Annotated in this window: 1 protein-coding gene; it reads left to right on the top strand. The window is 37.9% G+C overall.

What is annotated here, in order from left to right; all coding sequences use genetic code 11:
- On the top strand, positions 1-322 hold a 322-nt coding region (locus ACQ0RB_RS15675; RefSeq protein ID WP_430499633.1), incomplete at both ends, for a GEVED domain-containing protein.

Raw genomic sequence — 322 nt, 5'->3', positions numbered from 1 at the left:
GACAGGAACAACCTATAACGAAGCATATTCGGTATGGATAGATTACAATAGAGATGGAGATTTTAATGATGCAGGAGAGCAAGTGTGGACACAATCACCAACACAAACAACACCAGTTTCAGGAACATTTACTATTCCAACAAATGCAGTAGAAAACGCAACAAGAATGCGTGTGTCTATGAAATATAATGGAGTTCCAACTGCATGTGAGTCGTTTACCTATGGTGAAGTTGAAGATTATACAGTTGTGATTCAAGGTTCAGGACCAGATATAGTTGCGCCTGTTATAACACTTAATGGAGCTTCAGCAATTAATTTAGTA

The sequence above is a fragment of the Gaetbulibacter sp. PBL-D1 genome, assembly GCF_050509525.1.
Taxonomy (GTDB): domain Bacteria; phylum Bacteroidota; class Bacteroidia; order Flavobacteriales; family Flavobacteriaceae; genus Gaetbulibacter_B; species Gaetbulibacter_B jejuensis.
This window is presented reverse-complemented; position numbering and strand designations above follow the sequence as displayed.